The organism is Faecalibacterium sp. HTF-F, from assembly GCF_023347535.1.
GTDB lineage: Bacteria > Bacillota > Clostridia > Oscillospirales > Ruminococcaceae > Faecalibacterium > Faecalibacterium wellingii.
Genome location: NZ_CP094473.1, coordinates 673974 through 689535, shown reverse-complemented (window position 1 = coordinate 689535; position 15562 = coordinate 673974). Strand labels below are relative to the sequence as shown.

The following is a 15562-nucleotide window of genomic DNA, read 5'->3' as shown; positions in this document are numbered from 1 at the left end:
TGCTTATATATAAGTATACGCAAGAGTAAAGAGCAAAAGCGCCTGTGTTCTTTTTCTATTATTAAACCATAGGTTGTTAATCTTGTCAAATGTTCTTTGCGCATCCTTTTGATCACCTTTCTGTTCAAAAAAGTCGTTCTTATTTTGTGCGATAAAGCGACCAAAATCAAGAAAGTTTTAATTTTCTTGAAAAAATTTGAATTTACCCCTTTACAAAATCGAAATTTCAGGTATAATAATCATCGTCCGGTGCGCCTCTGTAGCTCAGTCGGTAGAGCAGGGGACTGAAAATCCCCGTGTCATTGGTTCGATTCCGATCGGAGGCACCAGTCAAGGAAACCCAGCAGGGTTTCCGAATATGCGGCCGTAGCTCATCTGGTAGAGCGCCACCTTGCCAAGGTGGAGGTAGCGAGTTCGAGCCTCGTCGGCCGCTCCATAACGGAGCAGCAAAAGTTGCTCCAATATGGCCCGGTAGCTCAGTTGGTTAGAGCACCAGCCTGTCACGCTGGGGGTCGTCGGTTCGAGCCCGATCCGGGTCGCCACCAAGAAAGCGCGAGCTTTCACCTACTTTGAAACTTGTTTTCAGGGCATCAGAAATGATGGGTGCAAGGTAAAATGCACCGAATATGCGGCCGTAGCTCATCTGGTAGAGCGCCACCTTGCCAAGGTGGAGGTAGCGAGTTCGAGCCTCGTCGGCCGCTCCAATGGAGTGGTATTCATCACTCCCTATATGGTGACGTGGCCAAGTGGTAAGGCAAGGGTCTGCAAAACCCTCATCCACCAGTTCAAATCTGGTCGTCACCTCCAAAAGATTCCCGGAAGCTTCGGCTTCCGGGATTTTTTTGTTTTGCGTTGTTCCCGGAATGATTATCGCCGGTTTAGCTGGATTTGCAAACGGGAAGGTGCTACAATGGCTATACTGCTATAGAAAGGAGCTGACGCCATGCCCACCGAAAACCATACCACCCTCACCCCGGATACGCCGGTGCGCTACCTGAAGGGCGTCGGCCCCAAGACCGCCGAGCGGTTCGAGAAGCTGGGCATCGTGACGCTGGCCGACCTGCTGTGCCACTACCCCCGCAGATATATCGACTTCACGAAGCCCTACTCCATCGCAGAGGCCCCCGCCGATGTGGAATGCGTGGTAAAGGCCGAGGTATTCGCAAAGCCCGGCGGGCGCATCCTGCCGGGCGGGCGGCGGATGGAGCGCATCACTGCCGGGGACGATGTGTCCAGTCTGGAGATCACATGGTTCAATAATCCCTATGCCGCCCAAAAGCTGCAGCTGGGGCAGGAATACTATTTTCAGGGCATCGTTACCGGCGGGATGCTGCGCCGCCAGATGGTCAACCCGCAGGTGCGCACAGCCGAGCAGATCAAGGCTTCTCCCTTTGAAGCCGTCTACCCCCAGACTGAGGGCCTGACCAGCAATGCCATTGCCAAATGTGTGCGTCAGCTTCTGCCCCACGCAGAGCTGCTGCCCGACCCGCTGCCGCCGGAAATGCTGGCAAAATACCGTCTGCTCTCCAAGGCAGATGCCGTGCGGGCCATCCACTGCCCTGCCACGGAAGAGCAGGCCTATGCCGCCCGGCGGCGGCTCATTTACGAAGAGCTGCTGGTGCTGCAGCTGGGCATTGGCCGGATGAAAAACCGGGGTGCCGCTGCCACCGGTGCCCCCATGCAGCTTGCCGACCCGTCCCCGTTCTGGGCCAGTCTGCCCTTCTCCCCCACCGGTGCCCAGCGCCGGGCCGTGAGCGAGATTCTGGCCGACATGGCGGGTCAGACCTCCATGAACCGCCTTTTGCAGGGCGATGTGGGCAGCGGCAAAACGCTGGTGGCGGCTGCCGCCATCTGGGCGTGCATCCGGGCGGGGTATCAGGCCGCGCTGCTGGCCCCCACCGAAATTTTAGCCGCCCAGCACGCCGAGGGCCTGAACCGGATGCTTGCCCCCTTCGGGATGCGGGTAGCCCTGCTGACCGGCGGCATGAAGGCCGCTGCACGACGCACCACGCTTGCCGCCATCCGGAACGACGAAGCCGACCTTGTGGTGGGCACCCACGCCATCCTCAGCGAGGGCGTAGAATTTGCCCGGCTGGGTCTTGCCGTGATCGACGAGCAGCACCGCTTTGGGGTGCGGCAGCGCGGGATGCTGGCCGAAAAAGCCGCGAACCCGCATCTGCTGGTGATGAGCGCCACTCCCATCCCCCGCACGCTGGGCCTGCTCATCTACGGCGACCTGGACATCTCCATCCTGGACGAGCTGCCGCCGGGCCGCACACCGGTCAAGACCCGATGCATCACCGGAAAAAAGCGGCGTGACCTCTATCATTTTCTCGATCAGGAGATCGGCAGAGGGCGGCAGGTGTATCTGGTGTGCCCGGCCATTGAGGATGTGCCGGATGGCGGACTGAACGCCGTCAAGAGCTACTACGAGGACATTGCCAAGGCCCTGCTGCCGGACCGCCGGGTAGGCCTGATGCACGGCAAGCTGAAGCCCAAGGAGAAGGCCGCCGTCATGGAGGACTTCAAGGCCGGACGTCTGGACGCACTGGTGTCCACCACCGTCATTGAGGTGGGCGTGGATGTGCCCAATGCCAGCGTAATGGTGATCGAAAACGCAGAGCGCTACGGCCTGAGCGCTCTGCACCAGCTGCGCGGCCGCGTGGGACGCGGCGCTGCGGAAAGCTGGTGTTTCCTTGTCAGCGACAACCAAAGCGAAAACGTACAAAAACGGCTGAAATTTTTGTGCAGCACCACGGACGGCTTTGCGGTGGCGCAGTACGATCTGGAGACCCGCGGCCCCGGCGACTTTTTCGGCAGCCGCCAGCACGGCCTGCCCACCCTGCAGATCGCCGACCTGATGAACGACACCCGCACCCTTCACGCCGCCCAGAGCGAGGCCGCCGCCATGCTGGCAGAAGACCCTCTGCTGGAAGCGCCGGAGCACGCGCTGCTGGAACAGCAGGTGCAGCAGATGTTCGAGAAAGCCGGAGCCATGAACTGATCCGGAGTTTTTTGCGTACAAACAGCATCAAATGCAAAAGCCGCTGCACGGCTGGTGCAGCGGCCCCTGTTATCGAACGGAACGCTTTGCGTGCCGTTCGCCCATGCTTATCACATCGCAGAACACGCAGCGGCTTTTGGTGGAAAGCTGGGTATCCTTATGATAGCAGCCAAAAAACCACTTGTCGTAGGTCAGCTTCAACAAAATTTTATCCAGAAAACTGTGCAGCTGGTTGTTCTCGCCGCTGGCAAGGGCGGTAAAATCCAAAAATCTGCTTGGCGCATCGTGGGTCAGCACATAATCCACTTTGTAATCGCAGGCTGCAAGGTTCTCCTCACAGAAGACGTATTCCTCATCCGAGGGCATTTCTTCCTTCCACCAGTTCACGCCGGGTTCCCGGTCCTCCCGGTCCTGACTTTCCGCACCGCCAAAGCACAGATACTTTTTTCCTTCCAGTTCCAGCACGCTGCCGCGGCACACATGGTACACATTGCCGCCCAGTGCCTGCACCTTGCCGCCAAAGCGTTCCTCGGTGGGATACTGCTTCAAAAGATCATAGTTTTCGTGGCTGCCGTCCAGAAACAGCAGGGTATACGGGCGCTTGCGCAGCCAATCCAGCTTTTTCTGTTCCTCCCTGCTGCCGTCCCACACAAAACCAAAATCGCCCAGCACCACCACGGTGTCCCGTTTGCCCAGCCAGCGCAGCTTGCCATGTTTGAAGCGGTCGATATCGCCGTGGGTGTCCCCTGTCAGATATACCATTCCTGTCCTCCCTGACCGGATGTGAAATCGGCACAATAAGCCTTGTCACACCCCGCCAAACCTGTTATTATAAAGAATACAGCCTTCCGCTGTGATCTCGTTCTTACCCGGCGCACGGCGCTTGTGCCGTGCTGCCTGTTGTTTTATATTATCGCTTTTTAAAGGAATTGTCCACATGAAACGTATTTTTGCACTGGTTTTGTCGTTCGCTGTCCTGTTCAGCTGCCTGCTTCTGCCTGCCGGCGCCATGTTCGACCCCACCCCGGTCTATCAGGTGCAGGCGCAGAGCGCCTACATCGTCAACACTGACACCAACATCATCGTCTACGATAAGGACAGCGCAAAGCAGGTACCGGCCGGCGGCCTGACCAAGTATATGACCGTCGCCCTGCTGCTGACCAACTACGCCGACCATCTGGACGACACCTTCCAGATGCCGTTCGCCATTTCGGATTATGTATACAACACCAACAACGCCGACATGCGTTCCAACGAGACCTTCACCTACCGGGAAGCCGTCTACGCCATGCTGACCCGCAACGCCAACGAAGCCGCCATGGGTCTGGCCTACACCCTTTCCGGCGGCGATCTGGCCGGTTGGGTGAGCCAGATGAACACCCTGTCCCAGCGCATCGGCACCACCGGCAGCACATGGACCGACGCCTGCGGCATCGACAGCGGCAATGTGACCTGCGCCGTGGATATGTACCTGATCCTGCGCTATCTGATGAGCTTCGATGCCTTTGCCGAGATCTCCGGTGCTCCCACCTTTACGATGCCCGCCAAGGAAAAGCACCGGTCCTCCTCCATTCTGGTCAGCCAGAACGCCGCGCTGAGCAAATCCAGCGGCGGCAAATACTACCGCAGCGCCATGCAGGGCGGCATGTGCGATGTGACCGCCTTTAAAAACGACAGCGGCCGCCAGAGCTATGTTTCATGGGCCAACAAGGACGGTGCAACCTATATTTTCTGCGTGATGCAGAGCCCCGACACCTGCGACGATTTCGGCTACGCCAACCGCCGCCCCGCCCTGTACGAGACCGTGAAGCTGATGGACTGGGTGTTCGACAGCTTTTCCATTCAGGCCGCGCTGGATACCGACCTTACGCTGGCCGAGATCCCGGTGAAGTATTCCTCCGACACCAGCTCCCTGCAGCTGTACCCCGCCGACAGCATGATGACCCTGCTGCCCTCCACCGGTGACGGCAGCGTGACCCAGAAATATTTTCATCTGCCGGATGCGGTCAGTGCGCCCATCCAGCAGGGCGATGTGGTGGGCACCGTGGAACTGAAGCTGGCCGGTGAGACCATCGGCGTGGTGGACCTGATCGCCGGGCAGGATGTCAGCCTGAACCCGCTGCTGTTCACGGTGGCCCGGTTCCGGGAGTTTCTGGGCAGTCTGTACCTCAAAGTTGTGATAACGCTAAGTATTATCTCTGCCGCAATTTACTTTTTGTGGACGTTCCTGAACGGCTGGAACCGCCGCAAGCCCACCAGAAAGATCCACCGTCGCTGAGTTTTGCACCGTTCAGCCGCACTTTGTGGAAAAAGTGATGCAAAAAGCCCCGCCAGCCTTTTCAGGATGACGGGGCTTTTGGTTGCGCCAGCAGGAGTCGAACCTACGATGGGGGAGTCAAAGTCCCCTGCCTTACCGCTTGGCGATGGCGCATCGTGCAAGATATTATACCATATTCTTTGTTTTTCCACAAGAGGAAGGCTCCACTTTTCCGCTTTTGCGGCCATCCTCCGCAGCCTTTTGTGCTGCACGATTTGTAAAAAAGCGGTTTTTTTCATTCCTGCAGCAAAATCCGCCCGATTTGTTGCACTTTTGTTGCGCTCTGTGTGGTAAAAATAAATTTGAATAAACCTCCTCATCCCGACTTTTTCGTCTGCTGCCCTGTGGCGGGGAGACACGAGGTCTGTTCTGGTGTTTCCGCAGTCGGCTGCACCATCCCCCAACTCGTCAGGAAAGTGAGGAGTCCTATGAAAAAGATCCTGAAAATGCTGGTTCTCGGCCTGCTCAGTGCGGCGCTGCTGTGTTGTGCACTGCCCTCTGCCTTTGCCGCAGAGCAAAAGGACGCACAGATCTACACCATTGGTCTGGATGCCATGGGCGGCACCAGCTCTGTTGTAGCCGTTACCACCAACCTGAACGGCAAGCTCAGCGCTCTGCCCGCCCAGCCCACGCTGGACGGCTACACCTTTGATGGCTGGTACACCGAGACGGTGGGCGGCACAAAGGTCACCACTTCAACGGTGTTCACAGGGGATACCACCGTGTATGCCCACTGGACCGTCAAGAGCACCGCCGCTTCCAGCAGCACCAGCACCTCCAAGCCCGCTCAGCCCGAGCAGACGGAACAGGATGACGGCATGACCCTGAGCATCCTTACCGTTGCCGGTGCCCTGCTCACCACGCTGGCCGTGGCTGCCTTTATGTAACAACCTGTTTTCGCCTTACACTTCATCAAACCATCAATCGAAAGGAAGATCCCCATGTCTGTTATGAAACTGCCTGCTAATTACGCCGTCATCAACGAAGAGGAAATGGTCTATCTGGACGGCGGTGCCAGCGACCTGTACAACAACTTCCTGAATGTGGGCAAGGTGTTCAACGCCATCGCCCGCATCTTCTCGGGTGCAAGCTCCATCATCAACAACGTCAACGTGATCTATCAGTCCTTCCTGACCCTGAGCGACCTGCTGAAGGGCTTCTGAGCATCTCCGCGTTTTCTGTAATTTTCAAGAACTGTTCTCGTTTAGGGGACAGTTCTTTTTGTTTTCATCCATTCTTTCAATCTTTCGCAGCAGCACTCCATTTATTGGAAAATATTTTTTATGATTTTTGCAGAAAGACGCATAAATCAGCCCTTTTTTGTTGCGCTTCTGTTGCACTTTGTGTGTTAGTATTGTTACACATCGTATGCTATCCTATAGATTGTGCGTTTGACTTTTAAATATACGCAGTCCGGTGGAATGACGGTATCTCAAAGCCGTCATTTTCACAACGGAAAATTTGTGTTTGACAGCTTTTTCCGGTCGCTCAGACCATCTTTTGCGGAGAAACAGACCATTATGCCAGACCGTGAACTGCGGCGGATGCGCCGCGCCGAATTAGTTGAGATCATTCTGGCCCTCAAGCAGACCGAGGACAGGCTCCGGGCAGAGAACGCTGCCCTGTCTGCCCAGCTGCAGGAGCGTCAGATCCATATTGAAAACGCCGGTTCCATTGCGCAGGCCGCGCTGGAGCTGAACAAGGTGTTTGAAGCCGCACAGGCCGCTGCGGACGAGTATGTTGCATCGGTGCGCGCCGCAAACAAAAACACTGATGCCGCTGCCAATGCCCTGCGGGCACAGGCTGAGGCCGAGGCGGAGCAGATCCTTGCGCAGGCCCAGACCGAAGCCGCGAACCTGAAGGCTCGCACCCGGAAAGAGTGTGACGAGCAGGCAGAGGCTGCGGCGCGCAGCCGTGCCCAGACCGAGGCCGACTGCAAGGTCATGCTTGCGCGGACCCAGCAGGAGATTCGGCAGCGCTGGGCCGCTTTTGACCGCCGCGCCAGCGAGCTGCTGGACGGCTACCACAGCACGGAGTTCCTGCCGGAGGAGCGTGCCGACAAATGAAAGAACAAAAGATCAGGTTCACGCCTATCCCCTCCACCGCCGAGGTGAAGGCAGAGCGTGACCGACTGGCTTACCGCCGCCGCTACCTCCGCGTGCTGCGCAGCACGGTGTATGCCCTGCTGGTGGTTGCAGCCGTTGCGGTGCTGTTGGCCACCCTGTTTTTGCCGGTGCTTCAGGTCTCCGGCGACAGCATGAATCCCACCCTGCAGGATAAGGACATCATCCTGCTGGTCAAGACCGGCGACATGAAAACCGGCGACCTGTGCGGTTTTTACTGGCAGAACAAGCTTCTGCTCAAGCGTGTCATCGGCCTGCCGGGCGACGTGATCACGCTGGATGAGGACGGCGTTGTCACCGTGAACGGTCAGACGCTGGACGAGCCATACGTGGACGAGCTGGCCTTGGGGGAATGCGACATCAAGTTCCCCTATCAGGTGCCGGAAAACCGCTATTTTGTGCTGGGTGACCATCGGGCCACCTCCATCGACAGCCGCAGCAGTGTGATCGGCTCGGTGGAAAAAAGCCAGATCGTGGGCAAGGTCTTTCTGAGGGTCTGGCCCTTGTCCGGTTTTTCGCTGATGTCCTAGTCCCGGCGGGGCCGGTATTACTTTGTAACAGCAGACGGCACAGCTATAACGCTTACCGCTCTGGTGTGCTGGGTCTGCAGAGTGTGCGGATGTGGAGGGCAGGGCTGCACCCTTCTTACGCAGCGGCAAGATCATTCCTGCGCTGTATGTGGACCCGATATAGGAATCAAAAGCAAAAATTGAGAGGAGTTTTTACAAACGATGAAGAAGACGTTCAAAAAACTCATGGCGGCTCTGCTGGCTGTTGCCCTGCTGTGCGCCATGGCGGTGCCTGCGTTTGCGGCGGATGCCCCGGGCAGCATCACAATCAACAATGCCGTTTCCGGTAAAACTTACAATGTTTACCGCATTCTGGACATCGCTACTCACAATGACGGATACACCGGCATTGTTTATAAGACGAATGATAAGTGGTCTAACTTTATCAATAGCGCCGACGTCAAATCCAAATACTTTACTGCCGTCGGCAATGATGGTGTCATTACTGTTAAGGATGGTCTGAACGCTGATGATGCCAAGGCGCTGGCTGTTTCTGCAAAAGCATGGTTGGGCGCTCACACTGACATCACAGCAGATGCCACCGCCATCACGGCCACTTCCAGCACGGTGAATTTCACCAACTTGGAACTGGGCTACTATCTGGTCGTTTCTTCCGGCTGGGATGAAGCTGTAGAAGTTGTCTGTTCTCTGGACACTACCAAGCCTGATGTTGAAATCAACGAAAAGAATGGTAAGCCTACCATCGATAAGAAGATCGTTGAAAACAGCAACACTGTTGAAAACAACACTGCCGGTATTGGCGATTACGTTCAGTTCCAGATCACCGTTAACGTTATTGATGGTCAGCCCAGCAACTACGTGATTCACGATAAGATGAGCGCTGGCCTGACTTTTGTCAACAACACTGAGCATCCTGTTGTGGTCAAGGTTGGCTCTCGTACTCTGAACACCACAGAGTACGGCTTTATTGATCCCATCATTGATGGCTGTGCTTTTGAACTGAAGATCAACGATGGCATTCTGAAGTCCAACGATGTGGTCACTGTTACTTACTACGGTCAGATCACTTCCTCGGCTGTGATCAACGGTGACAACACCAATGAGGCCAAACTGACTTACGGCACAAACGGTTACAGCACTTGGGAGAAGACCACGACCAAAGTCTTTGGCTTTAAGGTCTTTAAGCACGCTGGCACTGATAAGGAGAACCTGCTGCCCGGCGCAGAGTTCCGTCTCTACAAGACTGTCAACGGGAAAAACTACTATGCTCAGTTCGATGCCAACGGCCTGCTGACCAGCTGGACCACCGACGCTGCCGCTGCTGGTGTTACGATGACCTCCAACGATAAAGCCGAACTGGTTCTGAACGGTCTGGATGCTGGCACCTACTACTTGGAAGAAACTAAGGCTCCCGATGGCTACAACAAACTGACCGCCCCTGTTACCGTTACCATCAGCAAGGAAGGCGTTGTCTCCCCTGCTGAAAACGGCACCGTATACGTTTCCAACAACACCGGTGCTACCCTGCCCTCCACCGGCGGCATGGGCACCACCCTGTTCTACGTTATCGGCGGCGGCCTGATGGTGGCAGCAGTGGTCCTGCTGGTCACCAAAAAACGCATGGAGAACAAGTAATTCTTCTCCCCGGAAAAGTCCTATAGCAACAGGAGATGCGGAGGTCTTGCGGCCTCCGCATCCTTTCCTTAATCTTATAACATTAGGGAGCAGCCCATGAAAAAGAACAAAAGCACCATCATCCTGATCCTCGTCTTTTTCGTGGGTCTATCCGTGATGTTATACCCCACCATCAGCGACTATGTCAACCAGCTGCACCAGACCCGTGCTGTGGCCAACTACGCCGCCGATGTGGATAAGCTGTCGGATGCGGATTACACCGCCTATTTTGAAGCGGCCGATGCCTTCAATGCGCAGATCGCCGCAGACCCGGATGCCCTGTATTTTCCGGACCGGTTCCCGTCCTACGAGAGCACGCTGGACGTGACCGGAACCGGCATCATGGGCTATATCACCATTGAAAAGATCGGCGTGGAGCTGCCCATCTACCACGGCACCAGCGATGCCGTGCTGCAGGTGGCCGCCGGTCATCTGGAGGGCACCAGCCTGCCGGTGGGCGGTGCCAGCACCCACGCGGTCATTTCGGCCCACCGGGGCCTGCCCAGCGCCAAGCTGTTCACCAATCTGGATCAGCTGGAAGTGGGCGACACCTTCACCATCACGGTGCTGGACCGGACTCTCACCTACGAGGTGGACAACATTTCCATCGTCCTGCCCACCGAGACCGACAGCCTGAAGGTGTCGGAGGGCAAGGACTACGTCACTCTGATGACCTGCACGCCCTACGGCATCAACACCCACCGGCTGCTGGTGCGGGGACGCCGCATCACCACGCCGGACAAGCTCAAGCACATCCGTGTGACCTCCGACGCCATCAAGATCGAGCCCATCCTCACCGCGCCCATCATGGCACTGCCCCTGCTTCTGGTGCTGCTGTTCTGGCTGCTGTTCGCTCCCAGCAAACGCAGCTCCGCAAAGGGCAAAACGCACAAAACCCACGAAACGCACTGAGGAGCCGCTTTTATCCGCGGCTTTGCACGGAATAAGTTTTTCAACAAAAAAGCATCTGCAGCCGTAATGACTGCAGATGCTTTTTTTGCCTGTTCAGCGGTCCTCCCAGAGGGAGAGCCGGTTTTATTTACTGCTGTGCCTGCTGCTCGGCGCGCTTGGCTTCCAGAGCCAGAATGGCGTCGCGGCGGCTCAGGTTGATGCGGCCCTGCTGGTCGATGTCGGTCACCTTGACCACGATGGCATCACCCACGGCCACAACATCCTCCACGCGCTCCACACGCTTGGTGTCCAGCTTGGAGATGTGCACCAGACCTTCCTTGCCCGGTGCGATCTCCACGAAAGCACCAAAGTTCATCAGGCGGGTCACCTTGCCCTTGTAGATGGCACCGATCTCGGGGTCCTCCACAATGGTCTTGATGGTAAAGATGGCGCGCTTTGCGTCCTCCTGATTCACGGCAGAGACGAACACATGGCCGTCCTCCTGCACATCGATCTTGCAGTTGCAGGTAGCGCAGATGTCCTGAATGACCTTGCCGCCCTTGCCGATGACGTCCTTGATCTTATCGGTGGGGATCATCATGCTGAACATCTTGGGTGCGTAGCGGCTCAGTTCGTGGCGGGGCTCTGCGATCACCGGTTTGATGATCTCGTCCAGAATATACAGGCGGCCCTTGCGGCACTTCTCAAAGGCCTCGGCAATGATGTCGTAGGTCAGGCCGTCGATCTTAATGTCCATCTGGATGGCGGTGATGCCCTTGCGGGTGCCGCCCACCTTGAAGTCCATATCGCCGTGGAAGTCCTCCACGCCCTGAATGTCCAGCATGGTCATCCAGCGGTCGCCCTCGGTGATCAGGCCGCAGGAAATGCCGGCAACGGGTGCCTTGATGGGCACGCCTGCGTCCATCAGTGCCAGCGTAGAGCCGCAGATGGATGCCTGAGAGGTGGAGCCGTTGGAAGAGAGCACCTCAGACACGCAGCGGATGGTGTAGGGGAACTCTTCCAGAGAGGGCAGCACCGGCACCAGAGCACGCTCTGCCAGTGCGCCGTGGCCGATCTCGCGGCGGCCGGGGCTGCGCGGTGCGCGGGCCTCGCCCACAGAGTACGGCGGGAAGTTATAGTGATGGATATAGCGCTTGGTCTGCTCGTCGGTCAGATCGTCCATCAGCTGGTTGTCCTTGGTGCCGCCCAGGGTGCAGGTGGTCAGCACCTGGGTCTGGCCGCGGGTGAACATGCCGGAGCCGTGCACGCGGGGCAGGATGCCCACCTCAGCAGCCAGCGGGCGGATCTCGTTGATGCCGCGGCCGTCCACACGCTTGCCCTCATCCAGCAGCCAGCGGCGCACCACGAACTTCTGCATCTTGTAGCTCACGAGGTCGAGGTCAGCAGCGGTCAGGTCGGGGTACTCCTCGGCGATGCGGTCCATGATGGGCAGCAGGGCGGCGTCACGCACGTTCTTGTCGTCGGTGTCCATGGCGGCCTTGAAGTCGTCCAGATACTTGTTCTGGATGGCGTGGAACACGTCCATATCCAGACCCACCACCTGAAAATCGATCTTCGGCTTGCCGCGCTCGGCCACGATCTTGTTGATGAACTCGATGATCTTTTTGATCTCCACGTGAGCGGCCTTGATGGCGTTCAGCATGGTGTCCTCGTCCACCTCGTTGGCGCCGGCTTCGATCATCACGATCTTGTCCATGGTGGCGGCAACAGTCAGGGCCAGATCGCTCACCTTGCGCTGTTCCTGCGTGGGGTTCAGCACGATCTCGCCGTCCACCAGACCCACCTGCACGCCGCCGATGGGGCCGTTCCACGGGATGTCGGACACAGCAGTGACCAGAGAGGCACCGATCATACCGGCGATCTCGGGGCTGCAGTCCGGGTCAAGGCTCATCACGGTCATGGTGATGCACACGTCGTTGCGCATTTCCTTGGGGAACAGCGGGCGCATGGGGCGGTCCACCACGCGGCTGGTCAGGATGGCGCGCTCGCCGGGGCGGCCCTCGCGGCGCATAAAGCTGCCGGGGATGCGGCCTGCGGCGTAGAGCTTTTCCTCATACTCCACGTTCAGGGGGAAGAAATCCACGCCCTCGCGGGGCTTGGGGCTCATGACCACGTTGCACATGACGCAGGTCTCGCCGTAGCGGATCAGTGCACTGGCGTTGGACAGGCCGCACATCTTGCCCATTTCTACCTTGAACGGGCGGCCGGCCAGCATGGTCTCGTAGACCTTGAAGTTTTCAAAGGTCTCTTTGCGGGAACCAAATTCAATTGCCATTGTTTTTGCCTCCTTGTTTTTGCGGATCTTTTATTCTCCAAAGGCTGCGGCACGCGCATCATAGCAATAAATCCAGCGTCCCTGCCTGCAGGCACAGGCGCTCGATTTACTGCTGCAACACGCTGCCGCCGCCATTTGTACAGAAAATATAAAAAGCAAAAGGCAGGCACCTTTGCGGTACCTGCCCTCTGTTTAAATTACTTACGCAGACCCAGAGTTGCGATCAGAGCACGGTAACGCTCGATGTCCTTCTTCTGGAGATAAGCCAGCAGATTGCGGCGGCGGCCAACCATCTTCATCAGGCCGCGGCGGCTGTGGTGATCGTTCGGGTTCTTCTTCAGGTGCTCGTTCAGCTCGTTGATGTGAGCGGTCAGCAGAGCGACCTGGACTTCGGGAGAGCCAGTGTCCTTCTCGGTCAGAGCGACTTTGGCCATAACTTCCTGCTTGTTCATAGTAACATACCTCTTTATAAAATTTTATGTGCCAATGGAACAGCGGCGGGAAACGGCATTCCCAAAAGCGGGCATACTCCCAGCCCCGTACCACGGTAACAGATACAGTATACCAGAACCCTGTGCAAAATGCAAGGATATTTTTTGCATCCTGCCTTTATTTTTTTACGTACTGGTGCCAATACAGCTGCACCTCCGGCAGCTTTTTCCTGCGCAGCAGAAATGCGGTGGGGATCAGGTACAGCAGCACCGACAGAAGCATGGAGGCATCGTAGCCGCTCACGGCTTCGGCCACCGTGGTGGTGCCGTACAGCCCGCCGATGAGCATGGAGGAGATGTCCATTGCGCCGTGCAGGAACACCGTCACCCAGAGGTTGCCGGTGCGGAAGTAGACTGCGGCAAACAGCGTGCCCAGCGAAGCCGCAAACACGCACTGCATCAGCACGCCGAAAGGTGCCGAGCCCAGAATATTGGTCAGGTGCGCCGCACCAAACAGCACGCCGGACAGCAGGCAGGCCTTCCACACACCGGCGCGGCTGGTGCCGAAGTGTTCCAGCAGGGTCTGGGCGATGACGCCCCGGAAGATGAACTCTTCCGCCACGCCCACCATGGCCATGTTGGCCAGAAAGGTGCAGATGCGCACAGCGGGCTGCAGCGTGCCATTCTCCGGCCGGCCCAGCAGCAGCGAGCCAAAGGTGTTGTAGCCGATGAACACCAGCGGGTACATGCCCACCAGCAGGCCGTTGAAAAAGCCGCTGCCGCGGCGGCGCAGCAGCCCGGCACGGTCTGTCCGCACCAGAAACAGCACCGCTATCAATGCGCCCACCAGTTCCTGCAGGGTGCTGTAGAGGTATGTATCCAGTGCAGAAAAATCTGCCCGGAGCAGCACCAGCACAATGGTAAAGATCAGGTCGGTGACAAACAGGCTTGCCAGAAAGACCACTTCGGCCAGAACACAGAATACGATCGGGTGCGCAGTGCGCAGTCGTTTGAGCATGAGGTACCCTCCTGAAATGTTGATAGCTCTATTCTAACACACTTTGCCGCAAAACGATATAGCCAACACAAAAAAGCAAGTGCCCCGCATCTCCATCAAAAATTTCCGGTCTTTGATGAAAAGCGCTGCGCTTGCTTTGATGTCAGAACAGCAGTTTCAGAACGCCGCATTTTGCGGCAGCCCCATATGAGAGGGGCTTTTCTCTACAGGCTGTTACTTATTCTTATACATATCCTGATAGTAGTTCTGGTAATCGCCGCTGGTGACGTGGTCCATCCACTCCTGATGGTTCAGGTACCAGTCGATGGTGAGTACGATGCCCTTCTCGAAGGGGGTCTCGGGGTACCAGCCCAGATCGTTCTTGATCTTGGTGGGGTCGATGCCGTAGCGGCGGTCGTGGCCCAGACGGTCGGCCACATGCTTGATGAGGTCTTCGCTGATGCCCTCGTCCTGCAGACGGTCGTGCAGCTGGTTGATGATGGTCTTGACGATGAAGATGTTGGGGCGCTCATTGTGGCCGCCAACGTTGTACACCTCACCGATCTTGCCGCCGTTGGCCACCATGTCGATGGCCTTGCAGTGATCCTCCACATACAGCCAGTCGCGGATCTGCATACCGTCGCCGTAGACGGGCAGCTGCTTGTGGTGCTTGACGTTGTTGATCATCAGGGGGATCAGCTTCTCCGGGAACTGGTAGGGGCCGTAGTTGTTGGAGCAGCGGGTGATGTTCACCGGCATACCGTAGGTATCGTGGAACGCCATAACGAACATATCGGCGCTAGCCTTGGAAGAAGAATAGGGGCTGTGGGGGCACAGCGGAGTGGTCTCCATAAAGAAGCCGTCCGCACCCAGAGCGCCGTACACCTCATCGGTGGACACCTGCAGGTACTTCTTGCCCTCTTTCCAGGTCTTGGCGTCGGCGTCGTACCATGCCTCCTTGGCGCGCTGCAGCAGGTTGACGGTGCCCATCACGTTGCTCTGCACAAAGATCTCGGGGTTCTTGATGGAGCGATCCACATGGCTCTCGGCGGCAAAGTTGATGACGTAATCGAAATCATACTTCTGGAACAGGCCTTCCACCAGCTCCTTGTCGCAGATATCGCCCTGCACAAACACATGGCGGGGGTCGCCCTCCACGTCCTTCAGGTTTTCCAGATTGCCGGCGTAGGTCAGCTTATCCAGATTGACCAGCAGGATCTCCGGGTACTTTTTGAGCATATAATGCACAAAGTTGGAACCAATAAAACCGGCGCAGCCGGTGATCAGATAGGTTTTCAT

Annotated in this window: 13 protein-coding genes and 6 tRNA genes; 13 read left to right on the top strand and 6 right to left on the bottom strand. The window is 57.2% G+C overall.

The window, feature by feature from the left end; genetic code table 11:
- The first annotated feature begins 253 nt into the window (after window positions 1–253).
- From MTP37_RS03235 to recG, 6 genes are all read left to right on the top strand, one after another.
- Window positions 254–329 (top strand) — tRNA-Phe (locus tag MTP37_RS03235).
- Between the two features lie 31 nt (window positions 330–360).
- Window positions 361–436, top strand: a tRNA-Gly gene (locus MTP37_RS03230).
- A 29-nt stretch (window positions 437–465) separates the two neighbouring features.
- Window positions 466–542, top strand: a tRNA-Asp gene (locus MTP37_RS03225).
- Window positions 543–628: 86 nt separating this feature from the next.
- A tRNA-Gly gene (locus tag MTP37_RS03220) sits at window positions 629–704 on the top strand.
- Between the two features lie 28 nt (window positions 705–732).
- Window positions 733–807: transfer RNA gene (locus MTP37_RS03215), tRNA-Cys, on the top strand.
- A gap of 136 nt (window positions 808–943) precedes the next feature.
- Window positions 944–3004: an ATP-dependent DNA helicase RecG gene (recG, locus tag MTP37_RS03210; protein WP_249238178.1), complete on the top strand. Its 2061-nt coding sequence runs from the start codon at window positions 944–946 to the stop codon at window positions 3002–3004.
- A gap of 69 nt (window positions 3005–3073) precedes the next feature.
- Here the strand turns inward: recG and MTP37_RS03205 are convergent, their stop codons facing one another.
- A complete protein-coding gene (locus MTP37_RS03205; RefSeq protein ID WP_249238177.1) occupies window positions 3074–3766 on the bottom strand; it encodes a metallophosphoesterase in 693 nt (230 codons plus the stop codon).
- 175 nt (window positions 3767–3941) lie between these two features.
- On the opposite strand from MTP37_RS03205, the gene MTP37_RS03200 reads away from it, so the two are divergent.
- The gene (locus MTP37_RS03200) at window positions 3942–5282 is read left to right on the top strand and encodes a D-alanyl-D-alanine carboxypeptidase family protein (protein ID WP_249238176.1); all 1341 of its coding nucleotides are present in this window, start codon (window positions 3942–3944) and stop codon (window positions 5280–5282) included.
- A gap of 79 nt (window positions 5283–5361) precedes the next feature.
- On the opposite strand, the gene MTP37_RS03195 is transcribed toward MTP37_RS03200, so the two are convergent.
- Window positions 5362–5435, bottom strand: a tRNA-Gln gene (locus MTP37_RS03195).
- A 314-nt stretch (window positions 5436–5749) separates the two neighbouring features.
- Here MTP37_RS03195 and MTP37_RS03190 point away from each other — a divergent pair.
- From MTP37_RS03190 to MTP37_RS03165, 6 genes are all read left to right on the top strand, one after another.
- Window positions 5750–6208: an InlB B-repeat-containing protein gene (locus MTP37_RS03190; RefSeq protein ID WP_249238175.1), complete on the top strand. Its 459-nt coding sequence runs from the start codon at window positions 5750–5752 to the stop codon at window positions 6206–6208.
- Between the two features lie 54 nt (window positions 6209–6262).
- On the top strand, window positions 6263–6484 hold the full coding sequence (locus MTP37_RS03185) for a hypothetical protein (RefSeq protein ID WP_249238174.1): 222 nt from the start codon (window positions 6263–6265) through the stop codon (window positions 6482–6484).
- Between the two features lie 357 nt (window positions 6485–6841).
- Window positions 6842–7387 carry a hypothetical protein gene (locus MTP37_RS03180; protein WP_249238173.1) on the top strand — a complete coding sequence of 182 codons (546 nt, stop codon included), beginning with the start codon at window positions 6842–6844 and terminating at the stop codon, window positions 7385–7387.
- Window positions 7384–7974, top strand: coding sequence for a signal peptidase I (gene lepB, locus MTP37_RS03175; protein ID WP_249238172.1), 591 nt, complete (start codon window positions 7384–7386; stop codon window positions 7972–7974). Before MTP37_RS03180 ends, lepB begins: the two co-directional genes overlap by 4 nt.
- A 201-nt stretch (window positions 7975–8175) precedes the next feature.
- A complete protein-coding gene (locus MTP37_RS03170; RefSeq protein WP_249238171.1) occupies window positions 8176–9609 on the top strand; it encodes a SpaH/EbpB family LPXTG-anchored major pilin in 1434 nt (477 codons plus the stop codon).
- 96 nt (window positions 9610–9705) lie between these two features.
- On the top strand, window positions 9706–10560 hold the full coding sequence (locus MTP37_RS03165; protein WP_249238170.1) for a class C sortase: 855 nt from the start codon (window positions 9706–9708) through the stop codon (window positions 10558–10560).
- Between the two features lie 127 nt (window positions 10561–10687).
- Here the strand turns inward: MTP37_RS03165 and MTP37_RS03160 are convergent, their stop codons facing one another.
- From MTP37_RS03160 to rfbB, 4 genes are all read right to left on the bottom strand, one after another.
- On the bottom strand, window positions 10688–12835 hold the full coding sequence (locus MTP37_RS03160) for a polyribonucleotide nucleotidyltransferase (protein WP_249238169.1): 2148 nt from the start codon (window positions 12833–12835) through the stop codon (window positions 10688–10690).
- 197 nt (window positions 12836–13032) lie between these two features.
- On the bottom strand, window positions 13033–13287 hold the full coding sequence (gene rpsO, locus MTP37_RS03155; RefSeq protein WP_005933138.1) for a 30S ribosomal protein S15: 255 nt from the start codon (window positions 13285–13287) through the stop codon (window positions 13033–13035).
- Window positions 13288–13444: 157 nt separating this feature from the next.
- On the bottom strand, window positions 13445–14284 hold the full coding sequence (locus MTP37_RS03150) for a CPBP family intramembrane glutamic endopeptidase (protein WP_249238168.1): 840 nt from the start codon (window positions 14282–14284) through the stop codon (window positions 13445–13447).
- 213 nt (window positions 14285–14497) lie between these two features.
- Window positions 14498–15562: a dTDP-glucose 4,6-dehydratase gene (rfbB, locus tag MTP37_RS03145; RefSeq protein WP_097776439.1), complete on the bottom strand. Its 1065-nt coding sequence runs from the start codon at window positions 15560–15562 to the stop codon at window positions 14498–14500.

What these genes read in the sequence shown, in the direction of transcription:
- recG (WP_249238178.1), top strand. Translation starts at nt 944, where the DNA reads ATGCCCACCGAAAACCATACCACCCTCACCCCGGATACGCCGGTGCGC.
- MTP37_RS03205 (WP_249238177.1), bottom strand. Translation starts at nt 3,766, where the DNA reads ATGGTATATCTGACAGGGGACACCCACGGCGATATCGACCGCTTCAAA.
- MTP37_RS03200 (WP_249238176.1), top strand. Translation starts at nt 3,942, where the DNA reads ATGAAACGTATTTTTGCACTGGTTTTGTCGTTCGCTGTCCTGTTCAGC.
- MTP37_RS03190 (WP_249238175.1), top strand. Translation starts at nt 5,750, where the DNA reads ATGAAAAAGATCCTGAAAATGCTGGTTCTCGGCCTGCTCAGTGCGGCG.
- MTP37_RS03185 (WP_249238174.1), top strand. Translation starts at nt 6,263, where the DNA reads ATGTCTGTTATGAAACTGCCTGCTAATTACGCCGTCATCAACGAAGAG.
- MTP37_RS03180 (WP_249238173.1), top strand. Translation starts at nt 6,842, where the DNA reads ATGCCAGACCGTGAACTGCGGCGGATGCGCCGCGCCGAATTAGTTGAG.
- lepB (WP_249238172.1), top strand. Translation starts at nt 7,384, where the DNA reads ATGAAAGAACAAAAGATCAGGTTCACGCCTATCCCCTCCACCGCCGAG.
- MTP37_RS03170 (WP_249238171.1), top strand. Translation starts at nt 8,176, where the DNA reads ATGAAGAAGACGTTCAAAAAACTCATGGCGGCTCTGCTGGCTGTTGCC.
- MTP37_RS03165 (WP_249238170.1), top strand. Translation starts at nt 9,706, where the DNA reads ATGAAAAAGAACAAAAGCACCATCATCCTGATCCTCGTCTTTTTCGTG.
- MTP37_RS03160 (WP_249238169.1), bottom strand. Translation starts at nt 12,835, where the DNA reads ATGGCAATTGAATTTGGTTCCCGCAAAGAGACCTTTGAAAACTTCAAG.
- rpsO (WP_005933138.1), bottom strand. Translation starts at nt 13,287, where the DNA reads ATGAACAAGCAGGAAGTTATGGCCAAAGTCGCTCTGACCGAGAAGGAC.
- MTP37_RS03150 (WP_249238168.1), bottom strand. Translation starts at nt 14,284, where the DNA reads ATGCTCAAACGACTGCGCACTGCGCACCCGATCGTATTCTGTGTTCTG.
- rfbB (WP_097776439.1), bottom strand. Translation starts at nt 15,562, where the DNA reads ATGAAAACCTATCTGATCACCGGCTGCGCCGGTTTTATTGGTTCCAAC.